General features: G+C 52.3%; 19 protein-coding genes. 16 read left to right on the forward strand and 3 right to left on the reverse strand.

Going from position 1 to position 22,490, the window contains the following annotated elements; genetic code table 11:
* Positions 1-75: 75 nt before the first annotated feature.
* Together ABID13_RS18710 and ABID13_RS18715 are read right to left on the reverse strand one after the other, a co-directional pair.
* The gene (locus ABID13_RS18710; protein ID WP_048929392.1) at positions 76-1,926 is read right to left on the reverse strand and encodes an ABC transporter ATP-binding protein; all 1,851 of its coding nucleotides are present in this window, start codon (positions 1,924-1,926) and stop codon (positions 76-78) included.
* The gene (locus tag ABID13_RS18715) at positions 1,926-3,650 is read right to left on the reverse strand and encodes an ABC transporter ATP-binding protein (RefSeq protein ID WP_007867613.1); all 1,725 of its coding nucleotides are present in this window, start codon (positions 3,648-3,650) and stop codon (positions 1,926-1,928) included. Before ABID13_RS18715 ends, ABID13_RS18710 begins: the two co-directional genes overlap by 1 nt.
* Positions 3,651-3,860: 210 nt before the next feature.
* Between ABID13_RS18715 and ABID13_RS18720 the strand changes: the two genes are divergently transcribed.
* The 6 genes from ABID13_RS18720 to thiI all read left to right on the forward strand — a co-directional run bounded on the left by ABID13_RS18720 (position 3,861) and on the right by thiI (position 10,056).
* Positions 3,861-4,580, forward strand: coding sequence for a hypothetical protein (locus ABID13_RS18720; RefSeq protein WP_007867610.1), 720 nt, complete (start codon positions 3,861-3,863; stop codon positions 4,578-4,580).
* 447 nt (positions 4,581-5,027) lie between these two features.
* The gene (locus tag ABID13_RS18725; RefSeq protein WP_007867607.1) at positions 5,028-5,783 is read left to right on the forward strand and encodes a sulfite exporter TauE/SafE family protein; all 756 of its coding nucleotides are present in this window, start codon (positions 5,028-5,030) and stop codon (positions 5,781-5,783) included.
* Between the two features lie 62 nt (positions 5,784-5,845).
* Positions 5,846-6,802 (forward strand): 50S ribosomal protein L11 methyltransferase, encoded by a 957-nt coding sequence (gene prmA / locus ABID13_RS18730; protein WP_048929391.1) that lies wholly within the window; start codon positions 5,846-5,848, stop codon positions 6,800-6,802.
* Positions 6,803-6,813: 11 nt separating this feature from the next.
* Positions 6,814-7,563 (forward strand): 16S rRNA (uracil(1498)-N(3))-methyltransferase, encoded by a 750-nt coding sequence (locus tag ABID13_RS18735; protein ID WP_048929390.1) that lies wholly within the window; start codon positions 6,814-6,816, stop codon positions 7,561-7,563.
* A gap of 146 nt (positions 7,564-7,709) precedes the next feature.
* Positions 7,710-8,858 carry a cysteine desulfurase family protein gene (locus tag ABID13_RS18740; RefSeq protein WP_048929389.1) on the forward strand — a complete coding sequence of 383 codons (1,149 nt, stop codon included), beginning with the start codon at positions 7,710-7,712 and terminating at the stop codon, positions 8,856-8,858.
* Positions 8,859-8,871: 13 nt separating this feature from the next.
* Entirely contained in the window at positions 8,872-10,056 is a 1,185-nt protein-coding gene (gene thiI / locus ABID13_RS18745) for a tRNA uracil 4-sulfurtransferase ThiI (RefSeq protein WP_007867592.1), read from the forward strand.
* Between the two features lie 153 nt (positions 10,057-10,209).
* Here thiI and ABID13_RS18750 read toward each other — a convergent pair whose 3' ends face one another.
* The gene (locus tag ABID13_RS18750) at positions 10,210-10,443 is read right to left on the reverse strand and encodes an HPr family phosphocarrier protein (protein WP_007867589.1); all 234 of its coding nucleotides are present in this window, start codon (positions 10,441-10,443) and stop codon (positions 10,210-10,212) included.
* Positions 10,444-10,631: 188 nt separating this feature from the next.
* Here ABID13_RS18750 and mtaB point away from each other — a divergent pair, with 188 nt between their 5' ends.
* The 10 genes from mtaB (at position 10,632) to ABID13_RS18800 (ending at position 22,488) form a co-directional block, all read left to right on the forward strand.
* Positions 10,632-11,987 (forward strand): tRNA (N(6)-L-threonylcarbamoyladenosine(37)-C(2))-methylthiotransferase MtaB, encoded by a 1,356-nt coding sequence (gene mtaB, locus ABID13_RS18755; RefSeq protein ID WP_048929388.1) that lies wholly within the window; start codon positions 10,632-10,634, stop codon positions 11,985-11,987.
* Positions 11,988-12,151: 164 nt separating this feature from the next.
* On the forward strand, positions 12,152-12,412 hold the full coding sequence (locus tag ABID13_RS18760; RefSeq protein WP_007867583.1) for an IreB family regulatory phosphoprotein: 261 nt from the start codon (positions 12,152-12,154) through the stop codon (positions 12,410-12,412).
* Between the two features lie 357 nt (positions 12,413-12,769).
* On the forward strand, positions 12,770-13,216 hold the full coding sequence (gene ruvX, locus ABID13_RS18765; RefSeq protein ID WP_007867581.1) for a Holliday junction resolvase RuvX: 447 nt from the start codon (positions 12,770-12,772) through the stop codon (positions 13,214-13,216).
* Positions 13,206-13,505 carry a DUF1292 domain-containing protein gene (locus tag ABID13_RS18770; protein ID WP_007867576.1) on the forward strand — a complete coding sequence of 100 codons (300 nt, stop codon included), beginning with the start codon at positions 13,206-13,208 and terminating at the stop codon, positions 13,503-13,505. The genes ruvX and ABID13_RS18770 overlap by 11 nt, the downstream gene beginning before the upstream one ends.
* A gap of 17 nt (positions 13,506-13,522) precedes the next feature.
* A complete protein-coding gene (locus ABID13_RS18775) occupies positions 13,523-15,751 on the forward strand; it encodes a ribonuclease J (protein WP_330376628.1) in 2,229 nt (742 codons plus the stop codon).
* A gap of 94 nt (positions 15,752-15,845) precedes the next feature.
* Positions 15,846-16,586, forward strand: coding sequence for an endolytic transglycosylase MltG (locus tag ABID13_RS18780; RefSeq protein ID WP_048929387.1), 741 nt, complete (start codon positions 15,846-15,848; stop codon positions 16,584-16,586).
* 5 nt (positions 16,587-16,591) lie between these two features.
* Positions 16,592-17,239 carry an O-methyltransferase gene (locus ABID13_RS18785; protein WP_048929386.1) on the forward strand — a complete coding sequence of 216 codons (648 nt, stop codon included), beginning with the start codon at positions 16,592-16,594 and terminating at the stop codon, positions 17,237-17,239.
* A 58-nt stretch (positions 17,240-17,297) separates the two neighbouring features.
* Complete coding sequence (locus ABID13_RS18790; protein ID WP_007867564.1) at positions 17,298-18,536, forward strand: peptidase U32 family protein; 1,239 nt, start codon at positions 17,298-17,300, stop codon at positions 18,534-18,536.
* Positions 18,537-18,561: 25 nt separating this feature from the next.
* On the forward strand, positions 18,562-19,389 hold the full coding sequence (locus ABID13_RS18795) for a YdcF family protein (RefSeq protein WP_007867562.1): 828 nt from the start codon (positions 18,562-18,564) through the stop codon (positions 19,387-19,389).
* Positions 19,390-19,518: 129 nt separating this feature from the next.
* Positions 19,519-22,488, forward strand: a complete 2,970-nt coding sequence (locus tag ABID13_RS18800; protein ID WP_048929385.1) for an insulinase family protein — start codon at positions 19,519-19,521, stop codon at positions 22,486-22,488.
* Positions 22,489-22,490: the final 2 nt, after the last annotated feature.

Consider the following 22,490-nt stretch of genomic DNA (forward strand, 5'->3'; position numbering starts at 1 on the left):
CCGCACCCGCGTTGGTGCGGCCGGTTGTTTCAATCTGATCTATTTATTTGTTCTTTTTGGGATATCCCATTTCTCCTATTCCAGTTCAAACTGTCCCGTGTACAGCTGATAGTACCTTCCCTTTTCCTCCAGCAGTTCATCATGGCTGCCCCGCTCTATGATCTCACCCTTTTCCAATACCAGGATGGCCTTGGATTCCCGTACCGTGGACAGCCTGTGGGCAATGACAAAGACCGTGCGCCCGTCCATCAGGGCGTCCATGCCCTTTTCTATGAGCTTTTCCGTCCTGGTGTCGATGGAACTGGTGGCCTCATCCAGGATCAGCACGGGCGGGAGGGAGATGGCGGCCCTTGCAATGGCCAGGAGCTGGCGCTGGCCCTGGGAAAGATTGGAGCCGTCACTGTGGAGCACGGTGTCATATCCTTGTGGAAGACGGCGGATAAAGGAGTGGGCATTGGCCACCTTGGCGGCATTGACCACATCCTCCCTGGTGGCGTCCAGACGTCCGTACCGTATGTTGTCGGCAATGGTGCCTGTAAACAGATGGGTGTCCTGGATTACCATGGACAGGGAGCGGCGCAGGTCATCCTTTTTGATGTCCCGGATGTCAATGCCGTCATAGGTGATGGTTCCGCTGTCCAGCTCATAGAAGCGGTTCACCAGGTTGATGATGGTAGTCTTTCCCGCGCCGGTGGAACCCACAAAGGCGATCTTCTGGCCAGGCTTTGCGTACAGGCTGATACCATTGAGAATGGTTTTTTCCCTGGTGTATCCAAAGATCACATTGTTAAAGCGCACATCCCCCCGTAGGGGAATCAGGCGGCCGCCATCCTGTTCCTTCCATGCGTATTCCTGGGTAAACTCACTGCATTCCCTAAGGGTTCCGTCACTGTCACGGCATACATTGCACAGGGTCACGGTTCCCTCATCTGTCTCCTGTTCCTCGTTCATCATATCAAAGATACGTTCCGCGCCGGAAAGGGCGGCCAGCAGGAAGTTGATCTGCTGGGTGAATTGGTTCATGGGCATGGAGCTTTGCCTTACATAGACCAGGTAGGAAGCAAGTGTTCCCAGGTCCGTCAACCCGGCCAGGGCGAACAGTCCTCCCACACAGGCCGACAGAGCGTAATTGACATAGGACAGCGCCACAATGGTGGGGACAGTCATGCCCGAGTAGGTGAGGGCCTTTGTTGCGGCGGTCCTGAACGCTTCATTCCTGCGGCAGAATTCTTCATAGTCCTGGGCCTCGTGGTTAAAGACTTTCTCCACTTTTTGGCCCGCCACCATTTCCTCCACGAATCCGTTGATGCTCCCCAGATATTTCTGCTGCTGTACAAAATATTTCTTGCTCCTTTTTCCGTTATAACGGATAAACAGGAACATGAGGGCCAGAAATACCATGACGATCAGGGAGAGCCGCCAGCTGAGGACCAGAAGCATGGTCAGGGTGCCTGTGATTGTGATAAAGCTCTGTATCATCATGGCAAAGCTGCTGTTTAACGCTTCGCTGATGGTATCCACGTCATTGGTGAAACGGCTCATCAGCTCCCCGTGAGTGTGGGCGTCAAAGTAGGTCAGGGGGAGGCGCTGGGTGTGCCTGAACAGGTCTGCCCGGATCTCGCTTACAACCTGCTGGGAAATGTGGACCATCATCTGATTGTAGGCCAGGCAGGTCAGGGCGCCGCACAGGTATAAAAGCCCCATCAGGGCCAGCATTTTCATAAGTCCCGGAATGTTGCCCGGAATGATATAATCATTGATCACCGGCTTTAACAGATAGGTGCCCAAAATGCTGGCCGAAGCGCTGACCGTGACCAGGAGCGCGATGATCAGCATATACCATTTGTGGCGCCCAAGGTAACCAAGCATCTGCACCAGGGCGCGGCGTGTATTCTTTGGCCGGTTATAATTTGCTATTCTTGCCATTACAGATTCGCCCCTTCCTGCTGAGAATAATAGATCTCCTGGTAGATCCGGTTGCTTGCCAGGAGTGTTTCGTGGCTGCCGATGGCATTGACGGTCCCGTCCTCCAGTATGATGATCTGGTCGGCATGGGACACCGAGGAAATGCGCTGGGCAATGATAATCTTGGTAGTCCCCGGCATACTGCCGGCCAGTCCTTCCCGTATCTTTGCCTCTGTGGCCGTGTCCACTGCGCTGGTGGAGTCGTCCAGGATCATTACCTTTGGTGATTTGAGTACAGCCCTGGCAATGCAAAGCCGCTGTTTTTGGCCGCCGGACACGTTGACGCCGCCCTGTCCCAGCTCCGTATCGTAACCGTGTTCCAGGCGGTCGATGAACTCATCCACGCAGGCGATGCGGCAGGCATCCTCTATCTCCCGGTCGGTTGCATCCTCCTTGCCCCACCTAAGGTTATCCTTGACCGTGCCTGAAAACAGGGTGTTTTTCTGCAGCACCATGGCAATGGAATCCCTCAGTTCTTTTAACGGGTACTCATATACCGGATGCCCATCAATGTAAACCGTGCCCTCTGTTGCCTCGTAAAGCCTGGGGATCAGCTGTACCAGCGTACTCTTGGCAGCGCCGGTCTGGCCTATGATCCCAACTGTCTGGCCTGGACTGATGTGGAAGGAAATATCAGAAAGCACGTATTCGGCCGCATCCGTATGATATTTAAAATATACGTGGTCAAAGCGGATATCACCCTGTTCCACTTTTAGATCCAGGGCGCGGTCCTCCCGGATATCGATCTCCTCCTCCATGACCTCAGAGATCCGCTTCCAGGAAGCCAGGGCGCGGGTGGTCATGAGGAATACATTGGAAAACATCATCAGGGAGTTGAGGACCTGGAGCACATAACTTAGGAAACCGGTCAGTTCCCCCACCTTGACGCCCCCAATGGTCACCAGCCTGCCGCCGAACCACAGGATGCACAGGATGGTGCTGTACATTACGAACTGCATGGCGGGCATGTTCAGGGCAGCCAGGCGGAATGCGCGTTCCGCCGTGGTCTGGAGATTGGTGTTAACCTCCTCAAACTTTTCAATCTCATAGTCTCCGCGGACATAGGATTTGACGACCCGGACGGCCGTAAGGTTCTCCTGTATGATCCGGTTGACCAGGTCGATGGCGCCCTGCATGACGCCGTACAGGGGACGCACATGGCTGATGATCAGAAACAGCAGAATCCCCAGCACCGGGGCTGCCACAAAAAACACCATGGCCAGCTTGGGGTTGATGTAAAAGGAAGCCACCATGGCGGTGAGCATCATAACCGGGGAACGAAATCCCGGACGCAGGCCCGTTGCCACGGAGTTCTGGATGGTGGTCACATCGCTGGTAAGCCTGGTGACCAGGGAGGAACTGCGGAAATGATCCGTATTTGCAAAGGAAAACTGCTGCAGCTTTCCAAATTCCGCCTTACGGATCTCCGCCCCCAGCCCCTGGCCGCACCGGGCTGAGAACATGGCCGCCCCCTGGCCCAGCACAAGGGATATGAGGGCAAAGACAACCATCTGAAGCCCTTTCATCAGAATGTAATGCCTGTCGGCGTTGGCCACGCCCACATCCACAATGGAAGCCATCACAAGGGGGATGACAAGCTCAAACACGGTCTCTGCCTCGATACAGAGAGCAGCCAGTATGGCGTCCTTTCTGTAAGGTTTCAGATAAGATAGAAATTCCTTCATTCTGGAATCCTCCTCTTCTTGGAATTACTTTAAAGTATATGTCTCTATAAATTGTAAAAGCAATAGTTGCATATGCAATTATTGTATGCTCATGTGTTGAAAATGTCAATATACTTGTGGTATACTTTCTTGTATTGAGATAAACTTGAGCGTTGGTAAAGCACATTATAGAGTTGGTAGAACATACCATGGGGAAAAGAGGAGAACATCATGAGAAAAATATGTTCCGGAGCGCTGTTGATGGCAGCCATAACAGTATTATCCGGTTTGGGGGCAGGAACCGCCATGGCCTATGGGCCGGGGGACAGCCGGTATTACAATGATTATTACAGGGGAGGTCCGGGGGTGAATTACGACTATGGGACCGGCTATTCAGGCGTCTATGACTACGGCGGCCCCTCAGGCACCCAAGGCAATGCCCAGGTGACATCAGATAACACGGTCCGGTCCTATCCGGGCTTTAACACCAATGTTCCGGACACCTCAACCTATGAGTTCGACCCAAATTACTGGTGGGACTGGGATGATGATGACGATGATTGGGATGATGATGACTGGTGGTATTACAGCGGCGGACCAGGCGCCCAGTACGGACAGGGCTGGAGATACAGTCCCAACGGCTGGTGGTTCCAGCTCTACGGCGGCAGCTGGCTGTCCAATGGCTGGCAGCTGATCCACAGCCGCTGGTACCGCTTTGACCAGAGCGGATACATGGTCACCGGCTGGTTCACGGACGGGGACGGGAACAAATACTACCTGAACCCGGTGGATGACGGCACCCTGGGCATGATGCGCACAGGATGGCAGGTCATAGACGGCCGCTCCTACTATTTTAACACCCAGTCGGACGGAACCATGGGAAGGCTCTACACTAACACCGCCACTCCCGATGGATACCAGGTAGGGCCCGATGGTGCGCTCCTCCAGTGAGAGAGGCGTTAGGATGATCATGCGGTCTGCGGCCCCGTCCCATAAACAAAAACAGAGCCCTGACTCCTGCGGCAAGCAAGTGTTCAGCGCTCTGTTTTTTATCCTCATGTATTTTTATACGACCAGAAGTAGTATCTCCTCTTTTGTATCATCTGTCATTTGTAGACTGAAATTTCTGCCTGGGTCCGTACCATCCGGTGTGTGTGATGGAGTTGTAATGCAATCAGGAAATTTCTTTTACCTGCCTGCCCGCAGTGCGGCGGGGGCGGTCAAATTAATATGTGCCGGAATCCCCGGCCCCTGGCAGTTGTCATTCATCCGTTCATAATGTTAATGCAGGATGCGCTTTTTTTATTGCAAAAAAAAATTGCCGCTTATTGCCAGTGCATTTATTATGTGATAATATAAAGGTTGTTTTAGCGCGTGTTAGGAAAAGGGGATTAAATCATGATACAGTATCTTATTGTGTGCCCGCTTGTTTTTGTTGCCGGACTGGTGGATTCCATTGCCGGAGGAGGCGGGCTCATTGCTTTGCCCGCGTATCTCATTGCAGGGGTTCCTGCCCATGTGGCATTGGGAACCAACAAGCTGAGCTCCGCCATGGGAACCGTGGTATCCACGGCCAGGTTTGCAAAGCACGGATACCTTAAGGGAAAAATGTTCATGGCCGCATGTTCCGCAGCGGCGGCTCTGGTGGGATCGTCCCTTGGCGCACACCTGGCATTGATGGTGCCGGAGACGGTCATCAAACACATGATGATCCTGATTCTTCCGATTGTTGCATTTTACGTGCTCAGGAATAAGGATATGGGGGCAGGCAAAAGGACAGGCGTGATATCGGACAAAAAGGTATTTGCCATCTGCGTGCTGGCTGCATTTTTTGTGGGCGGCTACGATGGATTTTACGGGCCGGGAACAGGTACGTTCCTGATCCTCATACTCACAGGAGCAGCAGGGCTGGATACTCGCAGTGCTTCTGCCCAGACCAAGGTTATTAACCTGGCTTCCAATATAGCTGCACTGGCAACATTCATTTTTACGGGAAATGTATTTTATCCCCTGGGCCTTACGGCCGGCGTGTGTTCCATTGCGGGCCACTACATCGGGGCGGGAATGGTGGCCCATGACGGACAAAAGGTAGTGCGTCCGGTGGTGCTTCTGGTACTGGCTGTGCTGTTTGTAAAGATTCTCAGCGGAAATTAAGTGAAGATAACAGATAGATGGAAACAGTGATTGAAAAGATAGACTGGATAGGAGAATAGCAGATGAAATGGAAAAAATTCACATTAACTATCACCACGGAAGCGGTGGACCTGGTGAGCAGCATGTTTGATGACATTGGAATAGAAGGAATCGAGATCGAGGACAATATTCCCTTGACTGAGAAGGAGACAAAGGGGATGTTTATCGATATCCTCCCTGAACTGCCCCCGGATGAGGGGATCGCCAAGGTAAGCTTTTACCTGGATGATGATGCGGATGTGGAGGAGATCCTTAAAAAGGTGGAGGAGGGGCTGGATGAGCTCTCCCTGTTCACGGATCTGGGAGCCAGGATTATCACGGCGGGCGAGACAGAGGATAAGGACTGGATCAACAACTGGAAACAATACTTTAAGCCCTTTACCGTGGACCATATCCTGATCAAGCCCACCTGGGAGACCGTGCCGGAGGAGCACAAGGATAAGCTGCTGGTGCAGATTGATCCGGGCACTGCATTTGGAACCGGAATGCATGAGACAACCCAGCTGTGTATACGCCAGCTGGAAAAGCGGGTGGATAAGGATACCCTGGTGCTGGACGTGGGGACAGGAAGCGGGATCCTGGGGATTACTGCCTTAAAGCTGGGGGCAAAGGAAGTCTGGGGCACGGACCTGGATGAAAATGCCATCACCGCAGTGGGGGAGAACCTGGAGGCCAACAGCATTTCCACTGACAGATTCCATGTAGTCCAGGGAAATATCATTGATGACAGGGATGTGAAGGACTGGGCCGGGTATGATAAGTATGATGTGGTTGTGGCCAATATCCTGGCGGATGTGATCATTATGCTGGTGGACGAGATTCCCGCCCATTTAAAGAAGGGGGGATATTTTATCACCTCAGGTATTATCAATATGAAGGAAGAAGCAGTAAAGGCAGCATTTGCCCGGTGCGGGGAGCTGGAAGTAGTGGAAGTGACTTACCAGGGTGAATGGGTATCTGTCACTGCCAGAAAGAAATAAGAGGAAACGCCATGCATCATTTTTTTGTGGGCCCGGAACAGGTTCTGGGTGATGGGATACGGATCGTGGGACCGGATGTGAACCATATGAAGAATGTCCTGCGCATGAAACCGGGGGAGCAGGTGCTGATCAGTGACGGTACGGGAAAGGATTACACCTGCAGCATCATTTCCATTAACAGTGAGGCGGTGGAAGCCGGTATCCGGTCCGTGAGCAATGAGGGGCGGGAGCTGCCTTCCAGAATCTGGCTCTTTCAGGGACTGCCCAAATCTGATAAGATGGATCTGATCATCCAGAAGGCAGTGGAACTGGGCGCGTTCAGGATCGTGCCGGTTGCCACAAAGAATACGGTGGTAAAGCTGGACCCTAAAAAGGAAGCGGCCAAGGTTGGACGCTGGCAGGCTATTGCAGAAAGCGCGGCCAAACAGTCCAAACGCAGTGTGGTGCCGGCGGTCATGGGAGTGATGAGCCTGGCAGAGGCATTTGAACATGTACGGCAGGAGCGGTTTGAGGTGCGCCTGATCCCCTACGAACAGGAGTCCGGCATGGAGGGGAGCAGGAAAGAACTTGCCCGCATCGGACCGGGGCAGGACATTGCAGTGTTCATCGGCCCTGAGGGAGGCTTTGATGAACGTGAGATCCGGCAGGCGCTGGAAATGGGCGTCCGTCCGGTGAGCCTGGGGAAACGGATCCTCAGGACAGAGACGGCCGGACTGGCCATGCTGTCGGTGATCATGATGCGTCTGGAGGGGGCTCTGTGAACTGGCATTGGAGGCCGATCACTTTCCTTTTTATAAGAAGTGTACTCCGGGAGCCGCACCGGCACCCATTTTGCGGCTGATTTTTTGCCGGGAGATTACGGGGGTGCACAGAAACTTTGCGGATGAAGAATGTAAGGAGATAAAGGATGGAAGCATATTTTGATAACTCAGCCACTACCCGGGTATTTGACAGTGTGCGGGACGTGGTGGTAAAGGTGATGACAGAGGATTACGGCAATCCCTCTGCCAAGCACAGAAAGGGCATGGAGGCGGAGCGGTATGTGCGCCAGGCGGCTGCTGATATAGCAAAGACCTTAAAGGTAAAGGATAAGGAGATCCTCTTTACCTCCGGCGGCACGGAATCCAATAACATGGCCCTCATCGGTACGGCCATGGCCAATCAGAGGGCGGGAAAACATATCATCAGCACCAGGATCGAGCACGCTTCGGTGTACAATCCCCTGGCGTTTTTGGAACAGCAGGGGTTTGAGGTGACTTACCTGTCAGTGGATCATAAGGGCCACATTTCCCTGGAGGAACTGGAGCGGTCCGTCCGCCCGGATACCATCCTTGTGTCCATCATGTATGTGAACAATGAGATGGGAGCCATCGAACCTGTGGATGAGATCGCAGCCCTGATCCATGGAAAGAATCCCAACACCCTGTTTCATGTGGACGCCATCCAGGCTTATGGCAAGCTGGTGATCCGTCCCGCAAAACAGGGCATTGACCTGCTGAGTGTCAGCGCCCACAAGATCCATGGTCCCAAAGGGGTCGGTTTCCTGTACATTGCGCCGGGGGTAAAGATGCGCCCCCTGCTCTACGGAGGCGGCCAGCAAAAGGACATGCGCTCGGGCACGGAAAATGTTCCCGGCATCGCGGGCATGGGAGCTGCGGCAAAGGAAATGTACACGGACCATCAGGTTAAGATGGACTATATCACCGGACTGAAGGATCATATGATCCACAGGATGGAACAGCTGGAAGGCGTTACGGTGAACAGCTTAAAGGGAGGGGAGAGCGCTCCCCAGATCGTCAGCGCCAGTTTTGAGGGAGTGAGGAGCGAGGTTCTGCTCCACGCCCTGGAGGACAGAGGAATCTACGTGTCCTCAGGCTCTGCCTGTTCATCCAACCATCCTGCCATCAGCGGGACGCTGAAGGCCATCGGGGTAAAGAAAGAACTTCTGGATTCCACACTCAGGTTCAGTTTTGGAATGTTTAACACAATAGAGGAAGTTGATTATTGTATCGGTGTATTGGAGGAGATCCTTCCCGCACTGAGAAGATACAGATAGAAAGAGGTATAAGATGCAGTACCATTCATTTTTAATTAAGTACGCGGAGATCGGAACCAAGGGAAAGAACCGCTATATGTTTGAGGACGCGCTGGTAAAACAGATCCGCTATGCCCTGCGCGATGTGGACGGCCGGTTCGAGGTGTCAAAGGAGTCAGGCCGTATTTACGTAAAAGCAGAAGGGGAATATGATTATGATGACACCGTGGAAGCCCTGAAACGGGTATTCGGTATTGCGGATATCTGCCCCATGGTCCAGATTGATGACAAGGATTATGAGAACCTGAAGCAGCATGTGAGGGATTACATGGACCAGGTCTATCCTGATAAGAACATTACATTTAAGGTGGATGCCAGAAGAGGGGACAAGCAGTATCCGGTGACCTCGGACCAGATCAACAGGGATCTGGGAGAGGTGATCCTGGAGGCGTTTCCCCAGATGAAGGTGGATGTACACCATCCGGATGTGCTTCTCCATGTGGAGGTGCGCCAGAAGATCAACCTGTTCTCTGTAAAGATTCCCGGACCGGGCGGTATGCCGGTGGGAACCAACGGAAAGGCCATGCTCTTACTGTCAGGCGGTATTGACAGTCCGGTGGCCGGTTATATGATCGCCAAGCGCGGCGTGAAGATCGATGCGGTGTATTTCCACGCTCCGCCTTATACCAGCGACAGGGCTAAGCAGAAGGTGGTGGATCTGGCCAACCTGGTTGCCCGCTATGCAGGCCCCATCATGCTCCATGTGGTGAACTTTACCGACATCCAGCTTTATATCTATGACAAATGCCCCCATGAGGAGCTGACCATTATCATGCGCAGGTACATGATGCGCATTGCCCAGACCATTGCGGAACAAAATGGCGCCATTGCCCTGATCACAGGGGAGAGCATCGGCCAGGTGGCCTCCCAGACAGTACAGTCCCTGGCAGCCACCAATGAGGTGTGCACCATGCCGGTATTCCGCCCCGTGATCGGATTTGACAAGCAGGAGATCGTGGATGTGTCTGAAAAGATCGGGACCTTTGAGACATCCATACAGCCGTTTGAGGACTGCTGCACCATTTTTGTGGCAAAGCATCCTGTAACAAAACCCAATATCAATGTGATCCACAGTTCAGAGCGCAAGCTGGAGGAGAAGATTGAACAGATGGTGGAAACCGCCCTTGAAACAACGGAGAAGATCCTCTGCGAAGGATAACCTCAGTGAAGGATAACCTCAGTGAAGGATGATCTCAGTGAACAAGGAATCATTCAGAAACACAAAAAAGAGTCTGCCATGGCAGACTCTTGATTCATTCAGGATCAATATAACAGCGTGGTTCATGTCCACGCTTTAGATGTAATCCGCAGATCAGTCAATGATGTATGGAGCCAGGATACCCAGAATAGTATCAACATCGCTCTCAGCATGGATATTAAGGTCAATAGGCTTGGACAGATCCAGGCTGAAGATGCCCATAATGGACTTTGCGTCAATAACATATCTGCCGGAAACCAGATCAAAATCAACATCAAACTTGGATAAATCATTTACAAATGACTTAACCTTGTCAATGGAATTTAACGAAATGCGAACTGTTTTCATACGAAGAACCCTCCTTGTGGTGTGTGTTGGATTGCAGTAAACTGCTTTGCTTTAATACTACAGACCGGAGGGGTAAAAGTCAATAGTGAGATTGCATGAAAAATTTAGTAACAAACTGGTAATTTGGTTACAGTTCAGCTATGGGTAAAAAACGGAACTCACAGCCGGATTTAAAAGGAGGTTTTAACATGCCGAAAGCAGCCCTTCATAACCTGGGATGCAAAGTAAATGCTTATGAGGCGGAGGCCATGCAGCAGCAGCTGGAGGAGCACGGATATGAGATCGTGCCCTTTGACCAGAAGGCCGATGTCTATATCATCAATACATGTTCCGTTACAAATGTAGCGGATAAAAAATCACGACAGATGCTTCACCGGGCTAAACGGATGAACCCGGATTCCGTGGTGGTGGCAGCCGGATGCTATGTCCAGGTGGCGGCCGACATCCTGGAAAAGGACGGGTGTGTGGACGTGATCATAGGAAATAATCAAAAGGCGCAGCTGGCCCGGATCCTGGACGGATACCTGGAAGGGCGGGAGGATTCCAAAGCCCATGTCCTGGATATCGACCATACCAATGAGTATGAGTCCATGCGGGTGAGCAGGATCTCCGGCCACAGCAGGGCGTTTATCAAGGTGCAGGACGGATGCAACCAGTTTTGCAGCTACTGTATCATTCCCTATGCCAGAGGCAGGGTGAGAAGCCGGAATCCGGAGGACGTGGTGGAGGAAGTGAAGGGACTGGTGGCCCAGGGCTATAAGGAAGTGGTGCTCACAGGGATCCATCTCAGTTCCTACGGCATCGAACACCTGTCGGACGGCCCGGTACAGGGAGGAGATTGGGACCACACAGCCCTTTTGGACCTGATCCTAAGGATCCATGAGATCCCCGGCCTGGAGCGGATCCGGCTGGGTTCCCTGGAGCCAAGGATCATCACTGTGGAATTTGCCGGAATACTGGCCGGGCTTTCCAAGTTCTGCCCCCATTTCCATCTGTCCCTGCAGAGCGGCTGCAGCGAGACGCTGAAACGGATGAACCGTCATTATACCACCCAGGATTACATGGAGCGGTGCAATATCCTGAGAAGCTGTTTTGACCATCCTGCCATTACAACGGATGTGATCGTAGGATTTCCGGGAGAAACGCAGGAGGAATTTACAGCCACCAGGGAGTTCCTGGAGCAGGTGCATTTTTTTGAAATGCATGTATTTAAATACTCCAGACGCGGAGGCACCAGGGCCGCGGACATGCCGGATCAGGTCCCGGAGCCTGTTAAGGCGGCCCGCAGCGATGTGCTCCTTGATCTGGAGGCAGCCATGTCAAAGGAGTACAGGGAATGGTTTATAGGCGGACAGGTATCCGTGCTTTTTGAGGAAATGGTGGAGGTGGAAGGGAACATGTATATGGTGGGACACACACCTCAGTATGTAAAAGCCGCCCTTGCGGTGAACGGGCCGGAAGGGGACGGGCTTCAAGGGACGATCCATACCCTGAAGGCAGTGGGGCTTTTGGGAAATGACCTGCTGCAGGTTGCATTTCCATAAAAGGAATATTCTAGAAAATTGGCGCATATTCCCGGGTTGACGGAAAAATTGTGTGCAATTTTACAAATATATGACAATAATTAGAAAAAATTAAGAAAATTATCTATTGCCGAATATGAAAATATAATGTAGAATAGAGAAGAATACTTAAAGGACGTGATGACATGGGCAATATAAGAGAAACTCAATATTTTCAGGCTGTTCAGGACAAGAAGATGGAAGTTAGTGATGTGCTGGAGCAGGTGTATATTGCCTTGACCGAGAAAGGATATAACCCTGTGAATCAGATCGTGGGTTATATCATGTCTGGGGACCCGACTTATATTACCAGCCATAAGGGCGCCAGAAGTCTTATTATGAAAGTGGAACGGGATGAGATTCTGGAAGAACTGATGGCTGTCTATATTGATGCCCGTTTGCGGTAAGCTGGAGTTTTCCATTGCATTTGCTGCTGGCAGGTCGGGGTGCGGATACCCTGTGAATTTTATGTTCCGGAGCAGGACTCCGGGAATTTGGCCGCGGATAGCGTATCAGTACCCTGTCCGGCCAGGGACCATAGTGCGACAGTGATTGCGCCACAGCGAGGAATGAGAAGGCCCGGGAACGGGCCTTCATGACAATGTACGGTTATTATAAGTAATATAAGATACGAATGGGATGCATCAGTTGGTGGATAACCAGCTGGTTTTGTTGTGCTTAGAGCATTATTTTTACATGCCCTGCTCCTTTGCGGATAGGCATGGTGATGCCGGTGATCCCGGATTTGAACGGAGGATTTTAATATGAGAATTATGGGTCTGGATTTTGGCTCAAAAACAGTTGGGGTTGCAGTGTGCGATCCTTTAGGTATTACTGCGCAGACAGTGGAGACCATCACGCGAAAAGATGAGAACAAGCTGCGCCAGACCCTTGCAAGAATAGAGGCATTAATTGGCCAGTATGAGATTGAACGGATCGTTCTTGGATATCCTAAGAATATGAACAATACGCTGGGCGAACGGGCTGTGAAGACAGAAGCGTTTAAAGAAGCCCTGGAACGCAGAACCGGACTGCCTGTTGTTTTGTGGGACGAGCGTCTCACCACAGTGGCGGCGGAACGGGTTTTGATTGAGAGCGGCGTGCGCAGGGAACACAGGAAAGAAAGTGTGGATCAGATTGCGGCAGCCATGATACTGCAGGGATATCTGGACAGTTTGTTAAGTGGTTTGGGAGATAGGAATGAAAGATAAGACAAGAGATAACCAGTCCGTGGAGGACATGATCACAATGGTAACGGATTCAGGCGAGTCCGTGGATTTTTATGTATTAGAAGAGACAAGAATCAATGCAGTTAACTATCTGCTTGTAACAGATGCGCCGGAAGATCAGGACGGAGAGTGCTACATTCTAAAGGATGTTTCCGGGCAGGAGGACGCAGATGCCGTGTATGAGTTTGTGGAAGATGACCGCGAACTGGACGGCCTCATGGGTGTGTTTGAAGAACTGTTAAGCGATGCAGATGTGGAGCTTGAGAAATAGAGATTGGAGGAATCAATTTGAATTTAGAAGAAAAAGAGAATATGGCAGAGGTGGGCGCACAGACGGCAAATGTACAGGAGGCAAACGTACAGGAAGCCAATGTACAGACAGCCGGCGCGCAGGCGGCTGCAACGGAGACCCGTGCAGCAGACATGCAGACGGCCAACGTGCAGACAGAAGCATTGGCTGCAGCGCCGGAGCAGGCGGCTAAGAAGCCTCAGAACAGGAGGCCGGCACAGAGAAAGACCGCTTCCAAGGAGCCGGGAAGCCAGACCGCAGAAGCATCCAGGAAGAAATCATCCGGTACCGGTAAGAGCCAGGGGCAGAATGCCGGACGCGGGGAGCAGAAGAACACCCAGACCACAAAGGCGGCACCGGCCAGACAGACGGCTCAGAACAAACAGAGCAAACCGGCCGGGCAGGGCAGACAGGCGTCCCAGTCCAAAACGGTGTCCCAGCCCAAGCAGGGAGCCCAGCCCAAACCGGCATCCCAGCAGAAACAGCAGCAGTCACAGCCCAAGGCAGCATCTGCCTCAAAGGACCTGAAGGTGCTGGCTCCTGCAAAGCATTCTTCCAAGGAAGGAAAAAAGGACGGCAAGGGAAAACTGAAGATCATTCCTCTGGGCGGTTTGGAGCAGATCGGAATGAATATCACTGCCTTTGAATATGAGGACAGTATCATCATCGTGGACTGCGGACTTGCGTTTCCGGGGGACGATATGCTGGGCATTGACCTGGTGATACCGGATGTTTCATATCTGAAGCAGAACATCGACAAGGTAAAGGGATTCGTGATCACCCATGGACACGAGGACCATATCGGTGCGCTTCCATATATCCTGCAGCAGATCAACGTGCCTGTGTACGGCACCAGGCTGACCATAGCGCTGATTGAGCATAAGCTGGAGGAACACCGCCTGATGAAAAACACAAAGCGCAAGGTGGTAAAGCATGGACAGTCCGTGAACCTGGGATGTTTCAGGGTGGAGTTTATAAAGACCAACCACAGTATTCAGGACGCCTCCGCGCTGGCTATCTTCTCACCGGTGGGTATCGTACTCCACACGGGCGACTTTAAGATCGACTACACGCCGGTGTTCGGTGATCCCATTGACCTGCAGCGCTTTGCGGAACTGGGAAAAAAAGGTGTGCTGGCTCTGCTTGCGGACAGTACCAATGCCACAAGACCCGGATTTACCATGTCCGAGCGGACCGTTGGCAAGACCTTTGACACCATATTTTCAGAACACAAGAACCAGCGCATTATCGTTGCCACCTTTGCGTCCAATGTGGACCGCGTGCAGCAGGTGGTGAATACGGCATACAAGTATGGGCGCAAGGTGGTTGTGGAGGGCCGGAGTATGGTGACGGTGATGGAGATCGCCAGCCAGCTGGGCTATATCAATGTGCCGGAGGGAACGCTGATCGATATTGAGCATCTGCGCAACTATCCGCCTGAATCCACGGTGCTGATCACCACGGGAAGCCAGGGAGAATCCATGGCAGCCCTTTCACGTATGGCGTCAGGTATCCACAAAAAGGTTTCCATCACCCCGCGTGATGTGGTGGTTTTAAGTTCCACACCCATACCGGGCAATGAAAAGGCAGTGTCCAATGTGGTCAATGAGCTGTCCATGAAGGGCGCTCAGATCATCAACCAGGATACCCATGTTTCCGGACATGCCTGCCAGGAAGATTTAAAACTTATCTACTCACTGATCCATCCTAAATTTGCCATTCCGGTCCACGGTGAATACCGTCATCGCATTGCACAGAAGGAACTGGCCGAGTTCATGGGCGTTGCAAAGGAAAACGCCGTGCTGGTCAACTCCGGCGATGTGGTGGCACTGGACGGAAACACCTGTGAGGTGATCGACCATGTGACCTGCGGAGGCATCCTGGTGGATGGCCTTGGAGTGGGTGATGTTGGCAATATTGTATTGCGGGATAGACAAAACCTGGCTCAGAATGGTATTATTGTAGTGGTACTCACATTGGAGAAGCACAGCAACCAGCTTCTTGCAGGGCCGGACATTGTGTCCAGGGGCTTTGTGTATGTACGGGAATCAGAGGATCTGCTGGAGGAGGCGCACACGGTTGTGGCCGATGCGGTGGAGGACTGTCTGGACCGTCACGTGAACGACTGGGGAAAGATAAAGAACATTATCAAAGACAGCTTAAGTGACTTTTTGTGGAAACGTATGAAGCGCAATCCGGTGATCCTGCCGATCATTATGGAAGTGTAGCCCCTCATGGGGCTGCCGTCCGGCGGGCAGCAGGATTTGCACTGCGGCGGTCTGGGCGTCAGCACTGTCCGCGGCAGTGACAGAGGAATGGATTATGAGTAATAGAACAAGGGAAATCAACAAAATCACAACCACCATTATCAGCATATCGGTAAAGCTCATTGTATATGCCCTGATCATATTGCTTCTCTACGAGGCAGTGGCCAGGGGATATGCCTTTGGGCATGAGATATTTTTTGCTGAGGCGGTGGAGGATGCACCGGGCACGGATGTGGTGGTACAGATCAGCGAGGACGAGACCGTGTCTCAAGCCGCGGAGTACCTGGCCCATAAAGGCCTTATCAAAAGTGAATTTGCATTTATTTTCCAGAGTAAATTTTACGATTACGACACGGTTTACCCTGGTACCTATACACTGAATACATCCATGACATCCAAGGAGATCCTTCAGCTGCTCAATGAAAAACCGGAGACAGAGGATGTGTCACCTGCCCAGTCTGGCAATGCCAAAGCAAAGACGACTGCCCAGACAACGCCGGCGGCAGCGGGAGAATCCGATGCCCCCTCGGGAAGAAGCATATCGGAGGGAACGGAAGGATCGTCTCAGGGAGGAACAGCTGCGGCTTCAGCCGGACAGGGCGATACCGCCCAGAGCAGCGGAGTTTTGGACGGAGCAGCGGCCCAGGGCGGCGAGACAGCCCCGGACGGGAATGCAGAAGGCCGTGCCATGAGTCTTGGGGAGGAAGCCCGGGACAGCATGGCTAACCAGGAATCCTATGAAGGTGAAGACCAGGAGATGGAAGGCGGATGGATTGAGGATGCTGCTGAGGAATAGACCACATGATTGTTAATGACAGGATAACAGATTACCTGCACTCCCTGGAATCCAGCCAGGGAGTGTTGTTGGATACCATAGAAAAGGCGGCGCTGGATGGCCGTGTCCCCATTATCAGAAGGGAGACCGCGTCCCTGCTGCGGACTCTGGTGGCGGCACTGGAGCCGTCACAGATTCTGGAGATCGGTACAGCGGTTGGGTATTCGGCCCTGCTGATGTGCCAGACCATGCCCCGGGCATGCCATATCACTACCATTGAGAAATATGAGAAGCGGATCCCTGTGGCCAGGGAAAATTTTAAAAAGGCCGGTGAGGAAAGCCGGATCACCCTGTTGGAGGGAGATGCGGACCAGCTCCTTGGCCAGCTGGAAGAAGGCCGGTTTGACCTGGTGTTCATGGATGCGGCCAAGGGCCAGTATCTGCACTGGCTGCCCCTTCTGCTGAAGCTGATGCCGCCGGGGGGCGTCCTTATATCGGACAACGTGCTCCAGGACGGCGATATCGTGGAATCACGGTTTGCGGTGCAGCGCAGGAACAGGACCATCCACAGCAGGATGCGGGAATACCTCCACACATTAAAGCATATGGAGGAGTTTGAGACAACCGTAATTCCCATTGGAGATGGAGTCACCATCAGCACAAGGATAAAATAACGGGCGCTGGCGCCAATCCGTCAAGGCGGATTAAAACACACTCTAAGGAGAGGTGAAGATGAGAGAGACAGAATTGCTGATTCCGGCAGGAAGCCTGGATGTGCTGAAAACAGCGGTTATTTTCGGTGCGGATGCCGTATATATTGGAGGAGAGGCCTTCGGCCTTCGGGCCAAGGCCCATAATTTTTCCAGAAACGATATGAAGGAAGGAATTGCCTTTGCCCATGCGCGCGGGGTCAAAGTCTACGTGACGGCTAATATTCTGGCCCACAACGGGGACCTGCCGGGGGTGGAGGCTTATTTTGAAGAATTAAAGGAAATAGGCCCGGATGCCCTGATCATTTCAGATCCGGGTGTATTTGCCGTTGCGAAAAAGGTGCTGCCCGGCATGGAGATCCATATCAGCACCCAGGCCAACAATACCAACTACGGCACTTATCTGTTCTGGCACAAGCTGGGCGCCAGGCGGGTGGTGACTGCCAGGGAACTGTCCCTGGACGAGATCCGGGAGATCCGGGAGCATATTCCCGAGGATATGGAGATCGAGAGCTTTATCCATGGGGCTATGTGCATTTCCTATTCAGGGCGCTGCCTGCTGAGCAACTTCTTTGTGGGCAGGGACGCCAACCAGGGCGCCTGCACCCATCCCTGCCGGTGGAAATATTCCATTGTGGAGGAAACCAGGCCCGGCGAATATATGCCGGTATATGAAAATGAGCGTGGTACGTACATTTTTAATTCCAAGGATCTGTGCATGATCGGCCATATCCCGGAGATGATGGATGCGGGAATTGACAGCTTTAAGATAGAGGGCAGGATGAAGACGGCCCTGTATGTGGCAACCGTGGCCAGAACCTACAGGAAGGCAATTGATGATTATAAAAAGGATCCCCAGCTGTACAGGGATCACATGGAGTGGTACAGGCAGGAGATCGGAAAATGCACCTACAGGGAGTTTACCACGGGATTTTACTTTGGCAAGCCCACTGAGGATGCCCAGATTTATGACAATAATACCTATGTGAAGAATTATGCATATCTGGGAACCGTTCTGGAAGTGGACGGCCGGGGACGGTGCCTGATCCAGCAGAAGAATAAATTTTGTGTAGGCGATACCATAGAAGTGATGAAGCCGGACGGCCGCAACCTGGAGTTGACCGTAGCCGGCATGGAGGATGAAGAGGGCAATGCCCAGGACAGCGCGCCACATCCGAAACAGGTCCTCTGGATCGACCTGGGGATGGATGCTGACCTGGAGGTCTACGACATTTTACGCAAAAAAGAGGAAAGCGCTTAGTTTTGCAGACAGGAGGTGCCTGCGGATGATAGATGGAATACTCATTGGGCTTGCGGTTTTGTGTGCTGCCTATTTTGTGGTGATCGTGGTATATGCGGGCATCGGCACTTCCTTTGCCTTCATATGGCTGTTCTTTGCGGCCCTGCTTCTGTTCCTGGTATACGGGAAATGGTATTACGCCAGGAACCTGGACCGGATCCCCGGATGGGTGCCGGTTTCCGTGGTCACCACATGCGTGGCAGGGGTTGCGGTGCTGGCAATGCTGTGTGTGCTTGTGTTTTTGGGCGCAGCCACCTCTGCCAAGAGCAACCTGGACTACGTGATCGTGCTGGGGGCCAGGGTAAAGGAGCGCACGGTCAGCAATTCCCTGCGAAAGCGCCTGGATAAGGCCATGGAATACGCGGAGGACAATCCGGATACGATCCTGGTGCTGTCAGGAGGCAAAGGGCCCGGGGAGAGCACCAGCGAGGCGGAGGTTATGTACCAGTACCTGGTGTACAACGGCGTCAGGCCGGAACAGCTGCTGATCGAGGACCGTTCCGAGAGTACGGTGGAGAATATTGCGTACAGCAAGGTGGTTATAGAGCAGCACAGGAAAAAGAACCAGAAGGTGCTGGTGCCCCTTCGGCAGAAAACCACATCCGTGCCCTATGCAGTGGCGCCGGACCGGCCGTTGGAGATTGGGGTACTTACTAGTAATTTCCATATCTACCGGGCCAGGATGACTGCTGAAAAATGGGGATTTGACAATGTATACGGTATTTCCGCGGATTCGGACCCGGTGCTGTTCATCCACCTGTGTGTGAGGGAGTGCGCTTCCATTGTCAAGGACCGGCTGATGGGAAATATGTGATCCATTGCCACGGGTTTGAGACTCCCGCCTCTTATGGCGGTGAGTCATAATAAATGGTATAAGTCGAAGCAACCATGGCAGACTATAAGGTGAGACAGATTGAATCTATAGAATGGAGAGAAAGAATCTATGGCAGATGAAAGGAAGCTGGAAGCGGTTAAGGCGCTGGATGCCTACCGTGTGGTGAAAGAAAAGTTTGTGGAGGAAACAGATTCCGGGGCAATGGTCCTGGAACATGAGAAAAGCGGCGCAAAGCTGTTTTTGCTTTCAAATGAGGATGATAACAAAGTATTCTGCATTGGATTCCGCACGCCGCCTGAGGACAGCACCGGTCTTCCCCATATTCTGGAACACAGTGTACTGGAGGGATCTGAGAAGTTTCCGGTAAAGGACCCGTTTGTGGAGCTGGTTAAGGGATCGCTGAACACATTTTTAAATGCCATGACCTATCCGGATAAAACCGTATATCCGGTGGCCAGCTGCAATGAAAAGGATTTCCAGAACCTGATGGATGTGTATCTGGACGGCGTACTCCACCCGGCCATCTACAGGGAACCTAAGATTTTTCTGCAGGAGGGCTGGCACTATGAAATGCAGTCCCCTGAGGATGAGCTGACCATTAACGGGGTGGTGTACAATGAGATGAAGGGGGCATTTTCCTCACCGGAAAGCGTGCTGGACCGGTTTACAAGGAATGTTCTGTTCCCGGACAGCACCTATGCCAATGAATCAGGAGGGGATCCCTCCGTGATCCCGGATCTGACCTATGAGCAGTTCATTGAATTCCATAAAAACTATTATCATCCGGCCAACAGCTACATCTATCTGTACGGCGATATGGATATGGCGGAAAAGCTTGAGTGGCTGGACCGGGAATATCTCAGCAGCTATGACAGGAAGGACTGCCATGCGGACTCCTCTATTCCCCTGCAAAAGGCATTTGAAGGCCCGGTGGAAAGGGAAATCACCTATTCCGTCACAGAGGAGGAGGGAACTGCCGACAGGACCTACCTTTCCGTGAACACAGTGGTGGGAACCAGCCTGGATCCCGTGCTGTACATTGCATTTAATATTTTGGAATACACCCTGATCAATGTGCCGGGCGCTCCCTTAAAGCAGGCGCTGATCGATGCGGGAATCGGGCAGGATATCCTGGGAGGATATGACAGCGGCATCCTCCAGCCTTATTTTACCGTGATTGCAAAAAATGCAAACAGGGAACAGAAGGGTGAATTCCTTTCCGTTGTAAAGGGAACCCTGCGCAAACTGGCCGACCAGGGGATTGACAGAAAGAGCCTGAAGGCAGGGTTGAACTATTATGAGTTCCGGTCCAGAGAAGCGGATTACGGCTCCGCGCCCAAGGGGCTGATGTATGGCCTGGGTGCAATGGACAGCTGGCTGTACGGCGGGGATCCGCTGGTGCATCTGGAATACCAGAAAACCTTTGAATTTTTAAATAAAGCAGTGGATGAGGGGTATTTTGAGCAGCTGATCCGCACCTATCTGCTGGATAATCCCCACGAGGCAGTGGTCATTGTGAGCCCCAGGGTGAACCAGACCGCCCAGGAGGACAGGAAGCTGGCGGAGCGTCTGGCAGCGTACAAAGCCTCTCTGGGCAGTGAGGAGATCGCTAGGCTTGTGGCTCAGACAAAGGCGTTAAAGGATTACCAGGAGGAGACCTCGTCCCAGGAAGATCTGGAAAAGATCCCCATGCTTCAGAGGGAAGACATTGACAGGAAAAGCGCGGACCTTTCCTACCAGCTTAAGATGGAGGACGGCGTAAGGGTGGTCCACAGCAGCATGTTTACGTCAGGTATAGGATATCTGAAGGTGCTGTTTAACACAGACAGGGTTCCGGTGGATGACCTTCCCTATGTGGGGCTTCTTAAATCCGTGCTGGGCTATGTGGATACTGAGAATTACACTTACAGCGACCTGTCCAGTGAAATCTATCTGGGCAGCGGAGGCATTAATTTTGCCGTGAGTTCTTATCCGGATGTGACCAGACCGGGAGAATTTACAGGTGCGTTTGTGGCAGGCGCCAAGGTATTCTATGATAAGCTGGGATTTGCTTTCTCCATGCTGACCGAGATGCTGACCCGGTCCAGGCTGGAGGATGAAAAGCGTCTGGGAGAGATCCTGGATGAGACCCGTTCCAGGGCCAGGATGAAGATGGAGGATTCCTCCCACGGTGCTGCGGTTGGAAGGGCTTCTTCCTATTACAGCGCATTCGCGGCATTTAACGATATCATAGGCGGAATTGGATATTATCAGTTTTTGGAGTATGTAAGCCGCAGATACAGCGAGGGGCCGGAATACAGGCAGGCGCTGATCGGAAAGCTTAAGGATACGGTGAGACTGCTGTTTACTTCCGACAATATACTTGTGTCATATACGGCTGACGAGGAAGGGTATGGTCATCTGCCTGTGGAGCTCAAGTCCTTTAAGGCCAGCCTGCCGGCAGGAAGGGGCAAGCAGTACAGGTTCACCTTTGAAAAGGGGAACAGGAATGAAGGTTACAAAACAGCGTCCCAGGTGAACTATGTGGCCAGATGCGGCTCTTTTGCAGGTAAAAAGGCGGATGGAAAGGAACTTGTGTACACAGGTGCCCTGAGAGTGCTGAAGGTTATCCTGAACTACGAATACCTGTGGATGAACCTGCGTGTAAAAGGCGGTGCGTATGGCTGTATGAGCGGCTTTGGAAGATCCGGGGATGGCTATCTGGTATCTTACAGGGATCCCAATATTGCCAACACAAACCAGATCTATGAGGGAATTCCTGAATATCTGGAGGGATTTTCCATCGATGAGCGGGATATGACTAAATATGTAATTGGAACCATCAGCGATGTGGATACACCGCTGACACCATCCCTTAAGGGAAACAGGAACCTGTCAGCCTACCTTTCCGGCGTGACCATGGATATGATACAGCAGGAAAGGGATGAGATACTGAACGTGACCCAGGAGGATATCAGGAATCTGGCAGATATTGTCCGGGCAGTCCTCAATACAGGCGCCCTGTGTGTGATCGGAAATGACGAGCAGATTAAGGCGGACCGGGATATGTTTGGGGAGATTAAGAACCTGTACCATTGATA

Origin of the sequence: Enterocloster citroniae, assembly GCF_040545455.1 — a bacterium.
In the GTDB taxonomy this organism is placed as follows: Bacteria; Bacillota; Clostridia; order Lachnospirales; family Lachnospiraceae; genus Enterocloster; species Enterocloster citroniae.

What these genes read in the sequence shown, in the direction of transcription:
- ABID13_RS18790 (WP_007867564.1), top strand. Translation starts at nt 17,298, where the DNA reads ATGAGAGAGACAGAATTGCTGATTCCGGCAGGAAGCCTGGATGTGCTG.
- ABID13_RS18795 (WP_007867562.1), top strand. Translation starts at nt 18,562, where the DNA reads ATGATAGATGGAATACTCATTGGGCTTGCGGTTTTGTGTGCTGCCTAT.
- ABID13_RS18735 (WP_048929390.1), top strand. Translation starts at nt 6,814, where the DNA reads ATGCATCATTTTTTTGTGGGCCCGGAACAGGTTCTGGGTGATGGGATA.
- ABID13_RS18715 (WP_007867613.1), bottom strand. Translation starts at nt 3,650, where the DNA reads ATGAAGGAATTTCTATCTTATCTGAAACCTTACAGAAAGGACGCCATA.
- ABID13_RS18720 (WP_007867610.1), top strand. Translation starts at nt 3,861, where the DNA reads ATGAGAAAAATATGTTCCGGAGCGCTGTTGATGGCAGCCATAACAGTA.
- ABID13_RS18785 (WP_048929386.1), top strand. Translation starts at nt 16,592, where the DNA reads ATGATTGTTAATGACAGGATAACAGATTACCTGCACTCCCTGGAATCC.
- thiI (WP_007867592.1), top strand. Translation starts at nt 8,872, where the DNA reads ATGCAGTACCATTCATTTTTAATTAAGTACGCGGAGATCGGAACCAAG.
- ABID13_RS18710 (WP_048929392.1), bottom strand. Translation starts at nt 1,926, where the DNA reads ATGGCAAGAATAGCAAATTATAACCGGCCAAAGAATACACGCCGCGCC.
- ruvX (WP_007867581.1), top strand. Translation starts at nt 12,770, where the DNA reads ATGAGAATTATGGGTCTGGATTTTGGCTCAAAAACAGTTGGGGTTGCA.
- ABID13_RS18780 (WP_048929387.1), top strand. Translation starts at nt 15,846, where the DNA reads ATGAGTAATAGAACAAGGGAAATCAACAAAATCACAACCACCATTATC.
- mtaB (WP_048929388.1), top strand. Translation starts at nt 10,632, where the DNA reads ATGCCGAAAGCAGCCCTTCATAACCTGGGATGCAAAGTAAATGCTTAT.
- ABID13_RS18750 (WP_007867589.1), bottom strand. Translation starts at nt 10,443, where the DNA reads ATGAAAACAGTTCGCATTTCGTTAAATTCCATTGACAAGGTTAAGTCA.
- ABID13_RS18800 (WP_048929385.1), top strand. Translation starts at nt 19,519, where the DNA reads ATGGCAGATGAAAGGAAGCTGGAAGCGGTTAAGGCGCTGGATGCCTAC.
- prmA (WP_048929391.1), top strand. Translation starts at nt 5,846, where the DNA reads ATGAAATGGAAAAAATTCACATTAACTATCACCACGGAAGCGGTGGAC.
- ABID13_RS18740 (WP_048929389.1), top strand. Translation starts at nt 7,710, where the DNA reads ATGGAAGCATATTTTGATAACTCAGCCACTACCCGGGTATTTGACAGT.
- ABID13_RS18725 (WP_007867607.1), top strand. Translation starts at nt 5,028, where the DNA reads ATGATACAGTATCTTATTGTGTGCCCGCTTGTTTTTGTTGCCGGACTG.
- ABID13_RS18770 (WP_007867576.1), top strand. Translation starts at nt 13,206, where the DNA reads ATGAAAGATAAGACAAGAGATAACCAGTCCGTGGAGGACATGATCACA.
- ABID13_RS18760 (WP_007867583.1), top strand. Translation starts at nt 12,152, where the DNA reads ATGGGCAATATAAGAGAAACTCAATATTTTCAGGCTGTTCAGGACAAG.